Below are 19,156 nucleotides of genomic sequence, written 5' to 3'. Positions count from 1 at the left end.
GGTGAACGGGCCGAACCTCAATCTGCTCGGCACGCGGGAACCGGATATCTATGGTTCGGAGACGCTCGCGGATGTCGAGCGCATCACGACCGAGGCCGCTGCGGTATCCGGGTTCGAGGTACGAAGCATCCAGAGCAATCATGAAGGTGTGCTGATCGACGCGATCCACGCCGCGCGGGAAGACTGCGCCGGCATCGTGATCAATCCCGGTGGGCTCACACACACGTCCGTCTCCCTGCGTGACGCGCTCGTATCCATCGCGATCCCGTTCGCCGAAGTGCACGTCTCAGACGTGTACGCACGCGAGGAGTTCCGCCACTTCTCCTACCTCCAGGATGTCGCGGCCGTGCGCGTCGTCGGTGAGGGAGCGGCGGGATACGCCAGCGCCACCTCGCAGCTCATCGCCCTCATCGCATAGAATCGACTGTCGGCCGGTATCGGCCGCCCCTGAACACGAAACGGAATTCTCAACGCATGGCATCCACAGCAGACATCAAGAACGGCGTCGTTCTCTCCATTGACGGCCAGCTCTGGAACGTCATCGAGTTTCAGCACGTCAAGCCCGGCAAGGGCGGCGCCTTCGTGCGCACCAAGCTGAAGAACGTCGTCACGGGCAAGACCGTCGACCGCACGTACAACGCCGGCGCGAAGGTCGACATCGAGAACGTCGATCGCCGCGACTTCACGTACCTCTACGCAGACGGCGACGGGTTCGTCTTCATGGACACCACCGACTACGACCAGATCACGGTCGGCGCGGCCACGGTGGGCGACGCGAAGAACTTCCTCCTGGAGAACCAGCAGGTCACGATCGCGCTGAACAACGGCAACCCGCTGTACATCGACCTGCCCGCATCCGTCATCCTCGAGGTGACCGCGGCTGACCCGGGCCTGCAGGGTGACCGCTCCTCGGCCGGGACGAAGCCCGCGACGGTGGAGACCGGCTACGAGATGCAGGTTCCGCTGTTCGTCGAGCCCGGCACGAAGATCAAGGTCGACACCCGCACGGGTGAGTACCTGGGCCGCGAGAAGTAAGGCGTGAGCGCCCGCACCAAGGCTCGCAAACGCGCCCTCGACATTCTCTTCTCGTCCGACGTCGGCGGCGACGCCATCGGCGTGACCCTGGCGGCCGAGGCCAAGCGCGCGGCGAACGAACCAGCGCGTGAGTCGTCGTGGCTGTACGCCCGCGAGATCGTCGACGGGATCGTCGACAACCAGGACGAGATCGACGAGCAGATCGTCGCCAACAGCCGTGACTGGAAGATCGAGCGGATGCCCGCTGTCGACCGTGCGCTGCTGCGCATCGGGGTCTGGGAGATCCTCCACAACGATGAGGTTCCGACCGCTGTCGCCATCGATGAGGCCGTCGAACTCGCCAAGGAGTTCTCCACCGACGACTCTGGCGCCTTCGTCCATGGTGTTCTCGGCAGGGTCGCACGCACTGTGTGAATCAGCCTGAGATAGATCTGACCAACCTGCTGCGGGTCACCGACTCCGGCAGTTTCACGCGAGGCCGTGACTATGCCCGTCGGGACATGGTGTCGCGCTCGGCGTGGAACGATTCCTTCACCGCACTCACGGCGGATGTGCGTGGCTCCGGAGGGGCGGTCTACCGCTGCGTCATCAAAGTGACACACGACGCCGGCGTCGCCCACGTCGCCTCCGCGTCGTGCTCATGTCCGGTCCAGTCCGGGTGCAAGCACATGATCGCGGTGGTTCTCACCAGCAATGAGGAACGCCTCGACGTGGCGGCGGCAACTGTCGAGACCGCCGAGCCACCACGGCCGACCTGGCGCGTGCTGCTGGAATCGCCCGCGAAGCCTACGGGAGCGATCGCGCTGGCGCTCGGTGTCGAGGTTCGTCAGCGCGCTGCCCGCGGCATACATCAGTGGGCACCGCGCCCGGTGCGAACGGCGACTGTCCGCGACATCGCGAAGGGCACGGGCGAGTTGCTGCTCGGCATCCGTCCGCTGATGAAGAGCGAATCGACCGGGGCCTGGATTCAGGGCACCGCCTCCTGGGACGGCGTTCGTCGATCCGGATCGCAGTTTCGGGCAGAGCAGGCGCGCTGGTTTGCTGAACTGCTGAGCATCTGCCGGGATTCTCTGGTGTCGGGTACCGCAGGCGAGTTCATCGTTGTTGACCACGTCGAGTCCGGACTCCTGTGGGAGCATCTGCGCCGAGGAGCCGAGCTGGATATCCCGGTCATCAGCGCCCAGAAGAGCTTCAGCGTGCAGTTGGCCGAGGCCGGTGACGTGTCGGCTGAGGTGGAACGGGCCGACGACGGTGCGCTCACGGTCACTGCCGCGATCATGGTGGACCGACACAGCATCTCGCCCGCGTCCGTGCATACGATCGGGCACTCGGGGATCTACGCGGTCACGCACCTGGGCGCTCGCGCGCGGGTGACATTGGCCGAAGTGCCGCTGGGGCCGACCATCCGCTCGCTGCTGAACGCCCGCGAACCCCTTGCTGTGCCCGCAGCCGACGAAGCCGCGTTCCTCCGAGATGCGTATCCGTCGTTGGCGAGGAAGATACCGGTGCGCGCAGTCGGAGCCGTCGAGCTTCCGCCTTTGCCGACGCCCGTGGCGACCCTCGTGATCGAGCATCGGCGCGATGACCGGATCGATTACACCTTCGAATGGGCCTATCGCGGTCACGGCCGGCTCCCGTTCGAACCGACCGACGACGCCATACGCGATGAGGCCGCCGAGGATGACGCACGCCGGAGCGTCGAGTCGCTCTGGCGGTCCGAGACGGGACTTCCGTTTCAGGTGAGCGGAAGCTTCGAAGACGTCGAGGCCGCCGAGTTCGTGACGCACATCGTCCCGGCCCTCCAGGCCGGGCAGCTCGCTGTCGTCGTCTCCGGAAAGCCGAAGACCTATCGTGAGCTCAGCGGCGACCCGGAGATCACGGTCAAGACGGTAGAGAGCACAGATCCCGACTGGTTCGACCTCGGCATTCTGGTGAAGATCGATGGGCGGACTATCCCGTTCACCCCGCTGTTCACCGCACTGAGCATGCGCCGCACGAAACTGCTGCTTGTCGACGGCAGCTACTTCTCGCTCGCTCATCCCGCCCTCGACACGCTCCGCGAGCTGATCGACGAAGCCACCGAACTCACCGAGTGGGAGACAGTTCCGCGCATCAGCCGCTATCAGACCGCGCTCTGGGAGGAGTTCGAAGACCTCGCCGACGAGGCCGTGCCCGCCACGAGCTGGCGAGCAACCGCCGAAGGGCTCCGCGGAGCGAGCGGTGTGCCCGCCACAGCAGTTCCGGAGAACCTGCACGCGACGTTACGGCCCTATCAGAAGTCGGGCTTCGACTGGCTCGCGTTCCTGTGGCGTCACCGCCTCGGCGGGATCCTCGCCGATGACATGGGGCTGGGGAAGACCCTCCAGCTGCTCACCCTTGTTCTGCACGCGCACAACGCGGGGGAGGAGCGGCCCTTCCTCGTGGTGGCTCCCACCTCGGTGTTGGCAACCTGGCAGCAGGAGGCGATGCGCTTCGCTCCCAGCCTGCGCGTACGCGTGGTTGACACGATGCGGGGAACGGATGCCGTGCCGATAGACGACGCTGAGATCATCGTCACGTCGTACACGTTGATACGCAACAATGAATCCGCATTCGCCGAGACAGCGTGGGCCGGCCTCCTCCTCGACGAAGCGCAGTTCGTGAAGAATCCGGCGACGAAGCAGCACCGCTCGATCGCTGCGCTGACGGCAGACATCGTCATCGCCGTGACCGGCACGCCGATTGAGAACAGTCTCAGCGAGCTATGGGCGCTGCTGCAGCTGACGGCACCCGGGCTGTTTCCGTCTGCGCGGAAGTTTCGGCAGGAGTACATTCAGCCGATCGAGAAAGGCAAGGTCCCCGAGAACGAAGAGGGCGGTGATTATCGCCAGCGGCGCATCGACCGGCTGCGGCGCCGCATCCGTCCTCTCGTGCTGCGCCGGACGAAGGCCCTCGTCGCTGACGATCTGCCAGCCAAGCAAGAGCAGCTGCTTCCCGTCGAGCTCAGCCCCGCGCACCGCGCGATCTACGACACCGTGCTGCAGCGCGAGCGGCAGAAGGTGCTCGGTCTGCTGCACGATCTCGACCGAAACCGCTTCATCGTGTTCCGCTCGCTCACGATGCTGCGGATGCTGAGCCTTGCGCCCGGGCTCATCGACGAGGACGATGCGAAGATCGGCTCCCGCAAGCTCGACGCGCTCCTCGAGCATGTCATCGAGCTGCGCGCCGAAGGCCACCGTGCGCTGGTCTTCAGCCAGTTCACCTCGTTCCTGAAACTCGCAGCGCAGAGGCTGGCGAACGCCGGCATCCCCTACGCGTATCTTGACGGATCAACCCGGCGGCGACGTGAGGTCATCGAGGACTTCCGCGCGGGGAAGCAACCCGTCTTTCTCATCAGCCTCAAGGCTGGCGGCTTCGGACTCACCCTCACCGAGGCGGACTACGTCTTCGTCCTCGACCCGTGGTGGAACCCGGCGGCCGAGGCGCAGGCTGTCGATCGTACGCACCGCATCGGCCAGAGCAAGCAGGTCTTCGTGTATCGCATGATCTCGATGGGCACGATGGAAGAAAAGGTGCTCGCGCTCCAAGAGCGCAAGGCACGGCTGTTCACCGCAGTGCTCGATGATGAGGAGCTCTTCGCCCAGTCGCTGACCGCGGACGACATCCGTGGGCTGTTCGAAGACTGATCCGGTCACAGCCAGCCCTCACGTGCTCGCCGCTAGAATGGAACTGCCCATTTCAGAAGGAGCGCAATGCGGATCACGGGACTCGGTCATGCCGGGATGTTCATCGAGACCACCGGTGGAAACATCATCTGCGACCCCGTGCTCGGGCCATCCTTCTTCGGGTCCTGGTTCCCTTTTCCCGACAACCGCGGTCTCGACTGGGAGCACTTCGGACGCGAGGCGGATTTCCTCTATATCTCGCACCGCCATCGCGATCATTTCGACCCTGCACTGCTGGAGAAGTACATCCGCAAGGACATCGAGGTTCTGCTGCCGGAGTATCCGATCGATGATCTCGAACAAGACATCCGTGCCCTCGGCTACACCAACATCACGTATGCACCCGCCGGCGAGGTCATCACTCGCGACGATCTCAAGATCATGATCACGCCGCTTCGCGCGCCCAGCGATGGCCCGATCGGAGATTCCTCGCTCAGCGTCGATGACGGCACGGCCTCGATACTGAACCAGAACGACTCCCATCCGCTCGATCTGGAGAAGCTGTTGAGCTTCGGCAGACCCGACGCCTATTTCACACAGACCTCCGGTGCGATCTGGTGGCCGATGGTGTACGACCTGCCACTCGATGCCAAGCAGAACTTCGCGCGCCTCAAGCGCGAAGCGCAGAACAAACGCGCGCTGTTCTACATCGAGAAGGTCGATGCGCCGCACGTCTTCCCGATGGCGGGGCCGCCGATGTTCCTGCGCGACGATCTGTTCGACTTCAACGGATTCGGCAAGAACGACGAGTCGATCTTCACCGACCAGAAGCAGTTCCTCGCGCACATGCGCGAGCTCGCTCCCCAGTACAACGGCCATCTCTTCGTGCCCGGAACCGTGGTCGAGCTGCAGCACAGCGACCTGACCATCTCGCAGTCGCTGTACACAGAAGCCGAGATCGCGCAGATCTTCGACGAGAAGTGGGACTACCTCGAATCACAGCGCGCGAGCAGGCAGGATGAGATTCGCGCCGAAGAACTCACGCGCGCCGACGTGCTGGCACCCGACGAGATGCTGGCCGCGATCAAGGCCTGGTGGGAACCGCTGCTGAAGAAGTCGCGCACCATCCGGCTCGGTGTCGGCGGGTGCGTGCGGTTCCGCATCGGCGAACTGGACATGGTCGTCGACTTCCCTCGGGCGAAGGTGCGCGAGTATGCCGGAGAGGAGTGCATCTACTGGTACACGGTGCCGGCAGACCTCGTCTCCACCAACATTCGCGATCAAGAGATCGACTGGTCGAATTCGATCTTCCTGTCCATGCAGTTCCGTGTGGGGCGCAGCGGAAAGTTCAACGAGTTCCTCACGACTTTCCTCAAGTGCCTCTCCATCGACCGGATCGAGTACGTCGAGAACTGGTACTCGGAGCAGACCGACCAGACCGAGGACGCCGAGATCGCCGACTGGATCGTGCAGCGTCGCTGCCCGCATCTGCGCGCCGATCTGACCAAGACCGGCAAGGTCGACGAGAATGGAATCCTCACGTGCAGCATGCACGATTGGAAGTGGGATCTGAACACGGGCAAGTGCCTGACGACGACCGGTCACGAGATCCGCGTCGATCGGGTTCCGAAGTCGGGGCTGACCGATGTGATCGAGACCAGTTCCGCGAACGCGTCCTGAGTCGGCGCCTACATCACGGTACGATAGAACCACCAAGCAACCTTTAACACCGTCCTGTGAGGCGGAGAAGGGAGCGGCTGATGGGTGCGCGCAGCGTACTGCAAGAAGCCGATATCTCACGCGCTCTGACCCGGATCGCGCATGAGATCCTCGAATCCAATCGCGGCGCCGAGAACCTCGTTCTTCTCGGAATACCCACGCGAGGAGTCGCTCTCGCACAGCGGCTCGAACAGCTCGTCAGCAGCATCGCGCAGCAGGCGGTTCCCACGGGATCGCTCGATGTCACGCTCTTTCGTGATGATCTGGCGCAGCACCCCACGCGCTCGCCCCGGCCGACCGACATTCCAGCCGGCGGCATCGACGGCAAGACCGTCGTGCTCGTCGATGATGTGCTGTTCTCCGGGCGCAGCATCCGTGCCGCTCTCGACGCCATCCAATCGATCGGGCGGCCTGCCGTCATCCGGCTGGCGATTCTGATCGATCGCGGCCACCGCGAGCTTCCGATCCGACCCGACTTCGTCGGTAAGAACATCCCCTCCTCGCGGGCCGAGCGCGTCAATGTGCGCCTGCGCGAGTACGACGGTGCCGAAGAGGTGACGATCGAAGCATGAGACATCTTCTCGACACCCGCACGCTCGATCGTGAGAGCGCCCTGCGCATTCTCGACGTCGCCGAAGACATGTCTGACACGCAGTCGCGAGAGATCAAGAAGCTCCCGACATTGCGCGGAAAGGCCATCGTCAACCTGTTCTTCGAGGATTCGACCCGCACTCGAATCTCATTCGAAGCGGCAGCCAAGCGTCTCTCCGCCGACGTCATCAACTTCGCGGCCAAAGGGTCGAGCGTCTCCAAGGGCGAGAGCCTGAAGGACACCGCACAGACGCTTCAGGCCATGGGCGCCGATGCTGTCGTCATTCGCCACTCGGCATCCGGAGCCCCGCGCACGCTCGCGACGAGCAGCTGGATCTCAGCCGGCGTGGTGAACGCCGGCGACGGAACCCATGAGCACCCCACGCAGGCCCTGCTGGATGCCTTCACGATCCGCAAGCGCCGGTACGGTGCAGAAAGTCGCGGACGTGACCTCAGCGGAATGCGCGTGGTCATCGTCGGCGATGTGCTGCACTCCCGTGTCGCCCGCTCGAATGTGTGGCTTCTGACAACCCTCGGCGCCGAGGTGACGCTCGTGGCGCCTCCGACGCTCGTGCCTCAGAACGTCTCGCAGTGGCCGGTTCGGGTCCTCTTCGACCTCGATGAGGCGCTGGCCGATGGTCCGGACGCCGTCATGCTGCTGCGCATTCAGCTGGAGCGGATGAACGCCGCATATTTCCCGAGTGAGCGGGAGTATTCCCGGTGCTGGGGGCTTGACACACGACGTGCGCAGACGCTGCCGCACGATAGCATTGTGATGCACCCCGGTCCGATGAACCGCGGCCTGGAGATCTCGGCCGAGACAGCGGACTCGTCGCGCTCAACGGTACTCGAGCAGGTGACCAACGGCGTCTCGGTGCGCATGGCTGTGCTGTACCTGCTGTTGGCAGGAGAACGAAACGAACAACGAGGGGGAGTGAAGTGACGGAATCCCTCGTGATCACCGGGGCCCGGCTTCTCGGTGACGAGCGCGTCGACATCGTCGTGGAAGAAGGCGTGATCGCAGAGATGGGCACCGGGCTGAGCCGCCACGGCGCCCGTGTGATCGACGGCGACGGGCTCATCGCGCTGCCCGGCCTCGTCGACCTGCACACGCACCTCCGTGAGCCGGGTTTCGAAGCATCTGAGACCGTGCTGACCGGCACCCAGGCCGCCGCTGCCGGCGGGTTCACCGCGGTGTTCGCGATGCCGAACACCTCGCCCGTCGCTGACTCCGCCGGTGTCGTCGAGCAGGAGCTCGCCCTCGGAGAAGCCGCCGGCTACGCCACCGTGCAGCCGATCGGCGCCGTCACGGTCGGCCAGAAGGGTGAGCGCCTGGCCGAGCTGGGCGCGATGGCCTCCTCCCGCGCGCAGGTCCGGGTGTTCAGCGACGACGGTTTCTGCGTCTTCGATCCGCTGATCATGCGACGCGCCCTGGAGTATGTGAAGTCGTTCGGCGGAGTGATCGCGCAGCACGCGCAGGATCCCCGGCTCACCGAAGGTGCGCAGATGAACGAGGGCGTCGTCTCTGCCGAGCTGGGGCTCGCCGGCTGGCCTGCTGTCGCGGAGGAATCGATCATCGCGCGCGACGTTCTGCTGGCCGAGCACGTCGGCTCACGCCTGCACGTCTGCCACCTGTCGACCGCCGGATCCGTCGACATCATCCGCTGGGCCAAGAAGCGCGGGGTGAATGTCACGGCCGAGGTCACACCGCACCACCTGTTGCTGACCGATGAACTTGTGCGCGGATACGACGCGCGTTACAAGGTCAATCCGCCGCTGCGGCGCGAAGAAGACGTCGTGGCCGTCCGTGAGGGACTCGCTGACGGCACCATCGACATCGTCGCGACTGATCATGCCCCGCACCCCAGCGAGAACAAAGCCTGCGAATGGCAGGCCGCCGCGAACGGCATGGTGGGCCTGGAGAGTGCCCTGCGCGTCGTACACCAGACGATGGTGCAGACGGGCCTGATCGGGTGGACCGATGTCGCACGCGTCATGAGTGCGACACCCGCGCGCATCGGGATGCTCTCCGGCCACGGCACGCCGCTGCAGGAGGGAAGCCCCGCGCAGATCACGCTGTACGACCCCTCGCGCGAGGGGACGTTCACGACATCTGATCTGCATGGGCGGAGCGAGAACTCCCCTTACCTTGGGCGGGACCTCCCCGGTCGGGTCGAGTGGACCATCCATCACGGCCTCGTCACTGTCGCTGAGGGCCTTGTGGCACAGGAGCTCAGCGCATGAGCACGCGCGATCTCGCCATCGCCATCATGATCGCGCTGGCGATCGTTGTTCTCTCCGCCATGTTCTTCGCCTGGCGACGACGTCTGCGACGCGACGCCGGGCTCGTCGCGCCGGTGGGCGTTCCCGACGACGCCGCGACGTTGTCGCGTCACGAGATCCTCTACGTATCGACGACGCGTCACGACCAGCCGTTGGAGCGACTCGCGGTGAAGCCGTTGGCCTATCGCGCCCGCGGTGAGCTCGTGGTGACCGACCAGGGGATCGCGCTTCACCTCGACGGCGAGCAGGCCGTGTTCCTCGCCTCGTCCACGCTCGTCGCCATCGGCCGCGCGACCGTGACGATCGATCGCGTGGTCGAGCGTGACGGGCTCGTCCGCGTCGCGTGGCTGACCGGCGACGATACGACGGTCGATTCCTATCTGCGCCTCGCCACCGGCGACCCCCAGAACCTCATCTCAGAATTGCAGCGGCTCGTACCCGCGAAAGATACAGGAGCCACGTCATGACATCTTCGACACGGATGCCCGATCCCGCCGTCCTCGTCCTGGAAGACGGCACCCGCTACCCCGGCCGCGCATACGGCGCACAGGGCACAACCCTCGGTGAGGTCGTCTTCTCGACCGGCATGAGCGGTTATCAGGAGACGCTGACCGACCCCTCCTATGCGGGCCAGATCGTGCTGCAGACGGCGCCGCACATCGGCAACACCGGCATGAACAGCGAAGACCCCGAATCCCGCAAGGTCTGGGTCGCCGGCTATATCGTCCGAGACCCTTCCCGGATCGTCTCGAACTGGCGCGCCGACGAGTCGCTCGACGACGTGCTCATCCGGGACGGAATCATCGGCATCAGCGGGATCGACACACGCGCGGTCACGCGCCACATCCGCTCGGCCGGCTCGATGCGAGGCGGAGTCTTCTCCGGCGCCGACGTGGATCTCGACGCCGACGAACAGGTGCGAATCGTGCAGGCGGCACCCGAGATGAGCGGGCAGAACCTTTCTGCCCAGGTCTCGGTCGACGTCGTCGAGGTCACCACGGCGGTCGGCCGGCGCCTGGGCAATCTCGCCGTGCTCGACCTCGGTGTCAAGCGGGCGACCATCGACAATCTGGCCGCCCGTGGCTTCGACGTGCATGTGCTCCCGCAGAGCGCCACGATCGACGACATCCGCGCGATAGACCCGGTCGCGGTGTTCTATTCGAATGGCCCCGGAGACCCGGCCGCCTCCGGCGATCACATCGCTCTGCTGCGCAACGTCCTCGACGACGGACTGCCCTTCTTCGGGATCTGCTTCGGCAACCAGTTGCTCGGTCGTGCTCTCGGACTTGGCACATACAAGCTGCCGTTCGGGCACCGCGGCATCAATCAGCCCGTGCTCGACAAAGAGACGGGCAAAGTCGAGATCACCGCCCACAACCACGGCTTCGCCGTTGACGCACCCCTGGAGGGCAGCTTCGACAGCCCCAACGGCTATGGGCGCGTCGAGGTCAGCCATGTGGGACTCAATGACAATGTCGTCGAGGGGCTGCGCGCACTCGACGTTCCAGCCTTCTCCGTGCAGTACCACCCCGAGGCCGCTGCCGGACCGCACGACGCAAACTATCTCTTCGACCGGTTCCGCGACCTGGTCGCCGCTACTCTGAAGGACGCCAACTAATGCCAAAGCGCGACGACATCGCATCCGTCCTCGTCATCGGCTCCGGCCCGATCGTCATCGGACAAGCCTGTGAGTTCGACTATTCCGGCACGCAGGCCTGCCGTGTGCTGCGTGAAGAAGGCGTACGCGTCATCCTCGTCAATTCCAACCCCGCAACGATCATGACCGACCCTGACTTCGCGGACGCCACCTACATCGAGCCGATCACGTGGGAGGTCATCGAGACCATCATCGCCAAGGAGCGGCCCGATGCGATCCTGCCGACTCTGGGCGGTCAGACGGCGTTGAACGCCGCGATCGACCTGCACAATCACGGGATCCTGGAGAAGTACGACGTCGAGCTGATCGGGGCGAGCTTCGAGGCGATCAACAAGGGCGAAGACCGTCAGATCTTCAAGCAGCTCGTGATCGACGCGGGCGCCGACGTCGCCGACAGCCGCATCGCCCACACGATGGACGAGGTGTTGGCCGCAGCCGATGAGCTCGGCTATCCGCTCGTCGTACGCCCGAGCTTCACGATGGGTGGCCTCGGTTCCGGATTCGCCTACGACGAGAGCGACCTGCGCCGCATGGCGGGTGCGGGTCTGCACGACTCGCCCACGCACGAGGTCCTCCTGGAGGAGTCCATCCTCGGATGGAAGGAGTATGAACTCGAGCTCATGCGCGACCCCGCGGACAACACGGTCGTCGTGTGCTCGATCGAGAACGTCGACCCGGTCGGCGTGCACACGGGCGACTCGATCACGGTCGCGCCCGCTCTCACTCTGACCGACCGCGAGTATCAGAAGCTGCGCGACATCGGCATCGACATCATCCGCGCCGTCGGGGTCGACACGGGAGGCTGCAACATCCAGTTCGCCGTCGACCCGAAGACCGGGCGCGTGATCGTGATCGAGATGAACCCGCGTGTCTCGCGTTCGAGCGCCCTGGCCTCGAAGGCGACGGGGTTCCCGATCGCGAAGCTCGCAGCCAAGCTCGCCCTCGGCTACCGACTGGATGAGATCCCGAACGACATCACCGGTGTCACACCGGCGAGCTTCGAGCCGACGCTCGACTACGTCGTCGTCAAGGTGCCCCGCTTCGCCTTCGAGAAGTTCCCGGCGGCCGATACCACCCTGACGACGACCATGAAGTCGGTGGGCGAGGCGATGGCGATCGGTCGCAACTACACCACAGCGCTGCAGAAGGCGCTCCGCTCGCTGGAGAAGCGCGGATCCAGCTTCCACTGGGGTGACGAGCCACGCAGCGTCGACGAGCTACTGGAGATCGCGAAGACGCCGACCGACGGGCGCATCGTTGTCCTGCAGCAGGCCTTGCGCAAGGGCGCGACCCTCGAACAGGCATTCGATGCCACGGCCATCGACCCGTGGTTCCTTGATCAGATGATCCTGATCAACGAGGTGGCCGAGCACGTTCGCACGGCAGCCGCGTTCGATGCTCAGACCATCCGCTATGCGAAAGAGCACGGCTTCTCCGACGCGCAGCTCGCGCAGCTGCGAGGCATCGACGAAGCGGAGGTCCGCAGCATCCGTCATGGTCTCGGCATCCGTCCCGTGTACAAGACGGTCGACACGTGCGCGGGGGAGTTCCCGGCGTTGACGCCGTACCACTACTCGAGCTATGACTTCGAGACCGAGGTAGCCCCGTCGGAACGCACCAAGGTCGTCATCATCGGCTCCGGCCCGAACCGTATCGGGCAGGGTGTCGAGTTCGACTATTCCTGCGTGCACGCCTCGTTCGCGCTGTCGGATGCCGGTTATGAGACCGTCATGGTCAATTGCAACCCGGAGACCGTCTCGACCGACTACGACACCAGCGACCGGCTGTACTTCGAGCCGCTGACTCTGGAGGACGTCCTCGAGGTCCTCGATGCCGAAGCCGCCAGCGGCACCATACTGGGCGTCGTCTGCCAGCTCGGCGGTCAGACCCCGCTGGGGCTGGCCAAGGGCATCGAAGCGGCCGGCTACACGGTGCTCGGGACGAGCCCGGACGCCATCGACATCGCCGAGGAGCGCGAGCTCTTCTCGCGGCTGCTCGACTCGGCCGGCCTTGTCGCCCCGCGCCACGGTACGGCAACCGACGTCGAGGATGCGGTTCGCATCGCAGAGGACATCGGGTACCCAGTTCTCGTGCGTCCGAGCTTCGTGCTCGGCGGGCGCGGCATGGAGATCGTCTACGACACCGACAGTATGCGCGACTACTTCGTGCGCACAGCCGGCGAGGTCATCGTCGGCCCCGGCACCCCGCTGCTGGTCGACCGCTTCCTCGACGACGCGATCGAGATCGACGTCGACGCGCTCTACGACGGCCACGAGCTCTACATCGGCGGGGTCATGGAGCACCTCGAGGAGGCCGGCATCCACTCCGGCGATTCCAGCTGCACGCTGCCCCCGATCTCGCTGGGGCGCAGTGACATCGATCGCGTGCGGGCGGCGACCCTCGCTATCGCCGAGGGCGTCGGCGTGCGTGGTCTGCTGAACGTCCAGTTCGCCATCAGCGCCGGCGTGCTCTATGTCATCGAGGCGAACCCGCGCGCCAGCCGCACCGTTCCCTTCGTGGCGAAGGCACTGGGCATTCCGCTCGCGAAGGCTGCGAGCCGCATCATGGCCGGCGACACGATCGACACGCTGAAAGCCGAGGGACTGCTGCCGCAGGCCGACGGATCCCGCGTTCCCCTGGACGCTCCGGTCGCCGTCAAGGAAGCGGTGCTGCCGTTTAAGCGCTTCCGCACGAAGGAAGGCAAGATCGTCGACTCCGTGCTCGGCCCCGAGATGCGCTCAACGGGCGAGGTCATGGGCATCGACAAGGACTTCCCGACGGCATTCGCGAAGAGCCAGGCTGCCGCGTACGGCGGGATGCCGACGTCGGGCACCGTCTTCATCTCGGTCGCCGATGCCGATAAGCGGGCGGTCATCCTTCCGGCGCACCGGCTGAAGCAGCTCGGTTTCAGTCTCGTCGCGACGGAGGGCACAGCTGAGATCCTCTCGCGCAACGGCATCGACGTCACACTTGTCGCCAAGTACAGCGAGACGCAGCAGAATGGCGGCGAGAATGTCGTCGATCTCATCAACAACGGCGAGATCGACATCATCGTGAACACGCCCTCCGGTGGCGCAGCCCGCGCTGATGGCTATGAGATCCGGGCGGCCGCCGTCGCCGCCGACAAGGCGCTGTTCACGACGATCGCGGTCCTCGGCGCGGCAGTCAGCGGAATGGATGCCGTCGAGGAAGGCTTCGACGTCAAGAGTCTGCAGGTCTACGCAGACGAGCGAAAGGTGGCGCTCGGGCTGTGAACCAACCGGTGACACCGTCATTCGGCGAACGGGCGCGACGCGCGCTCGATGCCTACGGGCCGCTGTGCGTCGGCATCGATCCGCATGCGGCGCTGCTGACATCGTGGAATCTGCCCGACTCCGCCGCCGGCGCACGCGAGTTCGGATTGCGAGCAGTGGATGCCGCGGCCGGGCGCGTGGGCCTGATCAAGCCCCAGGTGTCGTTCTTCGAACGTTTCGGCTCGGCAGGCTTCACCGCGCTGGAGGACGTGCTTGCCCGGGCACGGCAGACTGAACTGCTCGTGATCGCCGATGCGAAGCGTGGCGACATCGGCACGACCATGGATGCGTACGCGGCAGCGTGGCTCACGCCGGACTCACCGCTGGAAGCGGATGCCCTCACGGTGAATCCGTTTCTCGGGGTCGGCGCGCTCGACAGCACGTTCGCGCTGGCACAGCTCGGCGGCAAGGGCGTGTTCGTCCTCGCCGCCACCAGCAACCCGGAGGCCGCGCTCGTGCAGCGCTCGCGCTCAGCGATGGGCGAATCGGTCTCGTCGACGATCATCGCTGAGGTCAGCGGGCACAATGCTCGCGTCACTGAGGCCGGCAAGTGGGGGAGCGTCGGCTTCGTGATCGGCGCCACGGTCGATTGGGGTGAGGCGGCCCTCATCGCCGTCGATCCGCCCGCAGCGATTCTGGCCCCCGGCTTCGGTGCACAGGGCGCCACTCCCGCGGATCTGCACGAACGCTTCGGCTCGCACACGCCCATGGTCATCGCGGCCGAGAGCCGAAGCATCCTGTCGGCCGGTCCTGACGCACTGACCGCGACGATCGAGGCGCGCGTCAGACAGTACCAGGAGGTGTCGCATGTCTGAACGGCGCATTCCCGAGGTCGACCGTGCAGCTGCCGCGCGCCGCGCTGTCGAACGGCGCCGCGACCGAGCAGCGCTCAAGCGCGACCTCACCACCCGTGTCACCGCACCACAGACGGTCGCGCATCAGGCCTTCGCCGATCCCGACTCCGTCGCCGGCTCGATGCGGATCACGGACTTTCTGCTGGCCCTCCCCGCCATCGGCGTCGGCAAACGCGATCGTATTCTGCATGACCTCGACATCTCACCGGTCAAGCGCCTGGGCGGTCTCGGCGTGCGTCAGCGGGTCAGTCTGCTCACGTGGCTTGACGAGCGTTTCCCGGTTCTCCCGCCGCGTGCCGGACGCAGCCGTCTGCTCGTCCTCGCCGGCCCCACGGCTGTCGGAAAGGGCACCGTCGCCGCGCACATCAGAGAGAACCACCCCGAGATCCATCTCTCGGTCTCGGCGACGACACGCCGGCCTCGTCCGGGGGAGGTCGACGGTGTGCACTATTACTTCGTCGACGATGCCGAGTTCGACCGGTTGATTGCCGATGGTGAACTGCTCGAGCACGCCGTCGTTCACAATCAGTCGCGCTACGGCACACCGCGAGGGCCGATCGACGCCGCTCTCGCCGACGGAAAGACCGTGCTGCTCGAGATCGACCTGCAGGGCGCGCGCCAGGTGCGAGCCTCCGAACCCTCGGCGACGCTCATCTTCCTGCTGCCGCCGTCGTGGGATGAGCTAGTGCAGCGACTCGTCGGCCGGGGCACCGAAGACGAAGCCGAACGGGCCCGCCGACTTCGCACGGCGAAGGTCGAGCTAGCCGCTCAAAGCGAGTTCGACCACCTCATTGTGAACGAGGACGTCGCCTCGGCCGCCCGTGAGGTCGTAGAATTGTCAGAGGCGACGGCGCGCTGAGCGTTTCAGCGTGCCCGCCACATCGACTTAGCGACGATCCCGTCGCCTGATCAGGAGGTCTCACCATGGCCGGACACCACACCAAGGGCATCATCGACCCGCCGATCGACAACCTGCTCGACCGTGTCGAGTCCAAGTACGAACTCGTGATCTACGCGTCCAAGCGTGCACGCCAGATCAACGACTACTACTCCGACCTGCACGAGGGCAACCTCTTCGACAACGTCGGCCCCCTCGTCGACTCGTCCGTCGAGGACAAGCCCCTCACGATCGCGTTGCACGAGATCAACGAGGACAAGCTGCGCCTTCGTCACGCCGAGTGACGAAGGCCGCCTCGATGAGCGCACTGCGTCTTTTCACCTCTGAATCCGTCACCGAGGGCCACCCCGACAAGATCTGCGACCAGATCTCGGACAGCATCCTCGACGGTCTGATCGCCAAAGACTCCGGCTCGCGCGTCGCGGTCGAGACCCTGGTCACCACCGGACTCGTCCACGTCGCCGGCGAGATCCGCACCGAGGCGTACGTCGATATTCCGACCATCGTGCGCGATGTTGTGAACGATATCGGCTACACCTCCAGCGACACCGGATTCGACGGCGCATCCTGCGGCGTCAGCATCTCGGTCGGCGAGCAGTCCACCGATATCGCGCACGGCGTCGATCAGGCGCGCGAGCAGCGTGACGGAGTATCCGTCGATGTTCTGGACAGCCTCGGCGCCGGTGATCAGGGCATCATGTTCGGTTTCGCGACCGTCGAGACGCCGGAGCTCATGCCGATGGCGGGCCATACGGCGCACCGCATCGCTGAGCGCCTCACCGAGGTTCGTCGCTCGGGGGAGCTGGATTTCCTGCGCCCCGACGGCAAGACCCAGGTGACACTCGGGTACGAGGGCTTCACTCCGAAGACGATTGATGCTGTCGTGCTGTCGACGCAACATCGCCCCGACATCTCTCAGGAAGAGGTCCGCGAGCAGGTTCAGCGCCTGGTCATCGACCCGGTGCTGGAGCGCACCGGGCTCGACATGCCCGCAGCCGACCGCTACTTCATCAACCCCGCTGGCCCCTTCGTCACGGGCGGCCCGAAAGGTGATGCCGGTCTCACCGGACGCAAGGTGATCATCGACACCTACGGCGGCGCCGCGCGCCACGGTGGTGGCGCCTTCAGCGGCAAGGACCCTTCGAAGGTCGACCGCTCCGGTGCCTATGCCATGCGGTGGGTCGCGAAGAACGCCGTGGCCGCCGGTCTCGCCGAGCGCCTGGAAGTGCAAGTCGCGTATGCGATCGGGGTAGCACGCCCGGTGGGACTCTACGTCGAATCCTTCGGCACGGGTGTCGTCGACGACGAGGTGATCACGGCGGCGATCAACAAGGTATTCGATCTGCGCCCGCAAGCCATCATCGAACAGCTCGACCTGCTTCGCCCCATCTACCGCCAGACCGCCGCCTACGGGCATTTCGGCCGCGAGCTTCCCGACTTCACCTGGGAGCAGACCTCCCGCGCTGACGAGCTGCGCCGCGCCGCAGGGTTGTAATGCGCTCGCGCGGAGCACGGCGTTGAGCCGGCGCATCGCGCGGGTGCAGCTCGACTCCCCGCTGCCGCAGCTGGATCGGCTGTTCGATTACGCCCTGCCCGAGGAGCTGGGTGACGTCAATGCGGGCGTCCGGGTACGAGTGCCGTTGCGAACGGCCGGCCGTGTCGTCGACGCCTACGTCGTCGACGTCGCCGACGAGGACGATGCAGAGCGGGCGCTGTCCGCCGTCGAGAGTGTGGTCTCGACGGTTCCGGTGCTGCCGGAGAGACTCTATGCCCTGGCCCGGCGCACGGCCGACCGGGCAGCGGGCTCGGTCGCCGACATCCTGCGACTGGTGATACCCAAACGCCAGGTGCGGGTTGAGAAGGCGTGGCGCGAGGATCCCGCGGCCCCGGTGATATCGGACGAATCCGCGGCGCGTGCCGACGCCATCATCGACGAATACGACGGGCTCTGCGCTGCGCTCGACGATCGTGGGCGCGGTGCCGTCGAAGCCATCCCGGGCCTCCGCAGCGGCGTCTTGCGGTGGACAGAGCTGCTTGCGGCCTCTGCGACGCGGATGCTGGCCGACGGCGCATCCACCATCATCGTCGTACCCGATCACCGCGATCTCGATCGTGTGCACAACACGCTCGAGACACTGCTTCCCGCCGACGCCATCGTCCGCTATGACTCGCGTCAGTCGAATCCCGACCGGTATCGCTCGTTCCTGCGCACTCTCGAAGCCGCGCCGTGCGTGGTGCTCGGAAACCGCTCCGCGGTCTACGCGCCCGTCGAAGCGGGACTCGTCGCGATCTGGGACGACGGCGACCCGCTGTTGGGCGAGCCGCTTGCCCCCTATGTGCATGCGAGAGATGCGGCGCTGCTGCGACAAGAGCAGGAGAAGTCCGCACTGCTGTTGGCGGGGCACACCCGCACGGCCGATGCGGAACGACTCGTGGCGCACGGGTGGCTGAAAGACATCCGCGCCACGCGGCGTGTGCTTCCGCGGGTTGTGCTGAGCACGCCGCAAGAGATGGAGGCGCCCGGCCAACGGGTGCATTCCAGCGCCTTCACCGCGGCGCGCACAGCGAGCGAACAGGGGCCGGTGCTCGTTCAGGTGTCGCGCCCGGGTTTCGCCCCGAGCCTCGTGTGTGCCGACTGTCGCACCCCAGCGCGCTGTGCTCCGTGCGGCGGACCGCTGGGCGCCAAGTATCGCGGCGCCGTGCCGGTGTGCGGCTGGTGCGGGCGCTCGGCGCGCACGTGGAGTTGTCCCTCCTGCTCGTCCACCCAGCTGAGACTCGCCTCATCGGGCAGCGAGCGCACGGCGGACGAATTCGGTCGAGCCTTCCCCGGCGTGCGGGTGATCGTCGCCGATGGTGCGCACCCGGTCGATGAGGTGTCGGACAGACCCGCGCTCGTCGTCGCGACACGCGGCGCCGAGCCGATCGCGGAGGGTGGGTATCGCGCGGTCGTCCTGCTGGATGGGCCACGGATGCTGCAAGCCCCCGATCTTCGGGTCGGTGAGTCGTGTCTGCGCTGGTGGTCCAACGCCGCCGCACTGGCCGCCCCCGGGGCGCCCATTCACCTCGTCGGCGTCGATGGTCCTGTCGGGCGAGCCCTGGCGACGTGGAACCATGCCGGATATGCGCGTGCGCAGCTCGCGGAGCGCGCACCGCTGCACATGCCGCCATCGGCGCGCGTCGCC

Annotated in this window: 16 protein-coding genes; all 16 read left to right on the top strand. The window is 65.8% G+C overall.

Annotated elements, in window-relative coordinates; all coding sequences use genetic code 11:
- Nucleotide 1 precedes the first annotated feature (1 nt).
- The gene (locus Q1J95_RS06960; protein ID WP_300266678.1) at nt 2-418 is read left to right on the top strand and encodes a type II 3-dehydroquinate dehydratase; all 417 of its coding nucleotides are present in this window, start codon (nt 2-4) and stop codon (nt 416-418) included.
- Nucleotides 419-474: 56 nt separating this feature from the next.
- The gene (efp, locus tag Q1J95_RS06955) at nt 475-1,035 is read left to right on the top strand and encodes an elongation factor P (protein WP_300266677.1); all 561 of its coding nucleotides are present in this window, start codon (nt 475-477) and stop codon (nt 1,033-1,035) included.
- 3 nt (nt 1,036-1,038) lie between these two features.
- Nucleotides 1,039-1,449, top strand: coding sequence for a transcription antitermination factor NusB (gene nusB / locus Q1J95_RS06950; RefSeq protein ID WP_300266676.1), 411 nt, complete (start codon nt 1,039-1,041; stop codon nt 1,447-1,449).
- The gene (locus Q1J95_RS06945) at nt 1,446-4,700 is read left to right on the top strand and encodes an SNF2-related protein (protein WP_300266675.1); all 3,255 of its coding nucleotides are present in this window, start codon (nt 1,446-1,448) and stop codon (nt 4,698-4,700) included. Before nusB ends, Q1J95_RS06945 begins: the two co-directional genes overlap by 4 nt.
- A gap of 66 nt (nt 4,701-4,766) precedes the next feature.
- Complete coding sequence (locus Q1J95_RS06940) at nt 4,767-6,359, top strand: Rieske 2Fe-2S domain-containing protein (RefSeq protein ID WP_300266674.1); 1,593 nt, start codon at nt 4,767-4,769, stop codon at nt 6,357-6,359.
- A gap of 80 nt (nt 6,360-6,439) precedes the next feature.
- A complete protein-coding gene (gene pyrR, locus Q1J95_RS06935) occupies nt 6,440-6,970 on the top strand; it encodes a bifunctional pyr operon transcriptional regulator/uracil phosphoribosyltransferase PyrR (protein WP_300266672.1) in 531 nt (176 codons plus the stop codon).
- Nucleotides 6,967-7,932, top strand: coding sequence for an aspartate carbamoyltransferase catalytic subunit (locus tag Q1J95_RS06930; protein ID WP_300266670.1), 966 nt, complete (start codon nt 6,967-6,969; stop codon nt 7,930-7,932). The genes pyrR and Q1J95_RS06930 overlap by 4 nt, the downstream gene beginning before the upstream one ends.
- The gene (locus Q1J95_RS06925) at nt 7,929-9,233 is read left to right on the top strand and encodes a dihydroorotase (protein ID WP_300266669.1); all 1,305 of its coding nucleotides are present in this window, start codon (nt 7,929-7,931) and stop codon (nt 9,231-9,233) included. The genes Q1J95_RS06930 and Q1J95_RS06925 overlap by 4 nt, the downstream gene beginning before the upstream one ends.
- Nucleotides 9,230-9,739: a hypothetical protein gene (locus Q1J95_RS06920; RefSeq protein WP_300266667.1), complete on the top strand. Its 510-nt coding sequence runs from the start codon at nt 9,230-9,232 to the stop codon at nt 9,737-9,739. Before Q1J95_RS06925 ends, Q1J95_RS06920 begins: the two co-directional genes overlap by 4 nt.
- Nucleotides 9,736-10,890, top strand: a complete 1,155-nt coding sequence (gene carA, locus Q1J95_RS06915) for a glutamine-hydrolyzing carbamoyl-phosphate synthase small subunit (RefSeq protein ID WP_300266666.1) — start codon at nt 9,736-9,738, stop codon at nt 10,888-10,890. Before Q1J95_RS06920 ends, carA begins: the two co-directional genes overlap by 4 nt.
- Nucleotides 10,890-14,183: a carbamoyl-phosphate synthase large subunit gene (gene carB / locus Q1J95_RS06910; RefSeq protein ID WP_300266665.1), complete on the top strand. Its 3,294-nt coding sequence runs from the start codon at nt 10,890-10,892 to the stop codon at nt 14,181-14,183. Before carA ends, carB begins: the two co-directional genes overlap by 1 nt.
- Entirely contained in the window at nt 14,180-15,037 is an 858-nt protein-coding gene (gene pyrF, locus Q1J95_RS06905) for an orotidine-5'-phosphate decarboxylase (RefSeq protein ID WP_300266664.1), read from the top strand. Before carB ends, pyrF begins: the two co-directional genes overlap by 4 nt.
- The gene (gene gmk, locus Q1J95_RS06900; protein WP_300266663.1) at nt 15,030-15,935 is read left to right on the top strand and encodes a guanylate kinase; all 906 of its coding nucleotides are present in this window, start codon (nt 15,030-15,032) and stop codon (nt 15,933-15,935) included. The genes pyrF and gmk overlap by 8 nt, the downstream gene beginning before the upstream one ends.
- A gap of 65 nt (nt 15,936-16,000) precedes the next feature.
- Nucleotides 16,001-16,258 (top strand): DNA-directed RNA polymerase subunit omega, encoded by a 258-nt coding sequence (rpoZ, locus tag Q1J95_RS06895; protein ID WP_300266662.1) that lies wholly within the window; start codon nt 16,001-16,003, stop codon nt 16,256-16,258.
- Between the two features lie 14 nt (nt 16,259-16,272).
- On the top strand, nt 16,273-17,469 hold the full coding sequence (metK, locus tag Q1J95_RS06890; RefSeq protein WP_300266661.1) for a methionine adenosyltransferase: 1,197 nt from the start codon (nt 16,273-16,275) through the stop codon (nt 17,467-17,469).
- Between the two features lie 22 nt (nt 17,470-17,491).
- A partial coding sequence (locus Q1J95_RS06885) for a primosomal protein N' (RefSeq protein WP_300266660.1) occupies nt 17,492-19,156 on the top strand: 1,665 nt, incomplete at its 3' end.

Origin of the sequence: Microbacterium sp. (genome assembly GCF_029263575.1) — a bacterium.
Taxonomy (GTDB): Bacteria; Actinomycetota; Actinomycetes; order Actinomycetales; family Microbacteriaceae; genus Microbacterium.
The sequence above is the reverse complement of the archived record's forward strand: the minus strand, read 5'-3'. Positions and strand labels throughout refer to the sequence as shown.

What these genes read in the sequence shown, in the direction of transcription:
- efp (WP_300266677.1), top strand. Translation starts at nt 475, where the DNA reads ATGGCATCCACAGCAGACATCAAGAACGGCGTCGTTCTCTCCATTGAC.
- Q1J95_RS06940 (WP_300266674.1), top strand. Translation starts at nt 4,767, where the DNA reads ATGCGGATCACGGGACTCGGTCATGCCGGGATGTTCATCGAGACCACC.
- pyrR (WP_300266672.1), top strand. Translation starts at nt 6,440, where the DNA reads ATGGGTGCGCGCAGCGTACTGCAAGAAGCCGATATCTCACGCGCTCTG.
- Q1J95_RS06930 (WP_300266670.1), top strand. Translation starts at nt 6,967, where the DNA reads ATGAGACATCTTCTCGACACCCGCACGCTCGATCGTGAGAGCGCCCTG.
- Q1J95_RS06920 (WP_300266667.1), top strand. Translation starts at nt 9,230, where the DNA reads ATGAGCACGCGCGATCTCGCCATCGCCATCATGATCGCGCTGGCGATC.
- carA (WP_300266666.1), top strand. Translation starts at nt 9,736, where the DNA reads ATGACATCTTCGACACGGATGCCCGATCCCGCCGTCCTCGTCCTGGAA.
- carB (WP_300266665.1), top strand. Translation starts at nt 10,890, where the DNA reads ATGCCAAAGCGCGACGACATCGCATCCGTCCTCGTCATCGGCTCCGGC.
- gmk (WP_300266663.1), top strand. Translation starts at nt 15,030, where the DNA reads ATGTCTGAACGGCGCATTCCCGAGGTCGACCGTGCAGCTGCCGCGCGC.
- rpoZ (WP_300266662.1), top strand. Translation starts at nt 16,001, where the DNA reads ATGGCCGGACACCACACCAAGGGCATCATCGACCCGCCGATCGACAAC.
- metK (WP_300266661.1), top strand. Translation starts at nt 16,273, where the DNA reads ATGAGCGCACTGCGTCTTTTCACCTCTGAATCCGTCACCGAGGGCCAC.